The organism is Achromobacter sp. GbtcB20, from assembly GCF_019091095.1.
Lineage (GTDB): Bacteria > Pseudomonadota > Gammaproteobacteria > Burkholderiales > Burkholderiaceae_B > Achromobacter > Achromobacter mucicolens.
In genome coordinates this window covers 1-466 of the sequence record NZ_JAGXJZ010000226.1, presented here as the reverse complement: position 1 = coordinate 466, position 466 = coordinate 1, and the positions used below count along the sequence as shown (strand labels likewise).

Genomic DNA, 466 nt, shown 5'->3' with positions numbered 1-466 from the left:
ATTCGCCGAACCAGCCCTGGGCGCCGAACAGCAGCACGTAGATCAGGCCGGCGATCACGGGCGAGACCGAGAACGGCAGGTCGATCAGGGTCAGCAGCACGCTTTTGCCGCGGAAGTCGAACTTGGCGATGGCCCAGGCCGCGGCCACGCCGAACACCAGGTTCAAAGGCACCGAAATGCCGGCGGCGATCAGGGTCAGCTTGATGGCCGAGATCGCATCCGGGTCGAGGATCGATTCGACGTAGGTGTCCCAGCCGCGCTTGAGCGCTTCGGTGAACACGGCCGCCAGCGGCACGAACAGGAACAGGGTCAGGAAGGTCAGCGCGACGGCGATTAGCGCCCAGCGCACCCAGTTCGGCTCGAAGGTATTGGTTTTCGGCGCGCGCAAGGAGCGCGGCGCCACGACGGTGGGTTTGTCAACGATGGTATCGAGTGCAGCGCTCATTTCTTGCCCGCCCGTTTGCGC

General features: G+C 64.8%; 1 pseudogene. It reads right to left on the bottom strand.

What is annotated here, in order from left to right:
- Nucleotides 1-445, bottom strand: a pseudogene (gene cysW, locus KVT32_RS28715) (sulfate/thiosulfate ABC transporter permease CysW); the annotation flags it as partial.
- Nucleotides 446-466 lie beyond the last annotated feature (21 nt).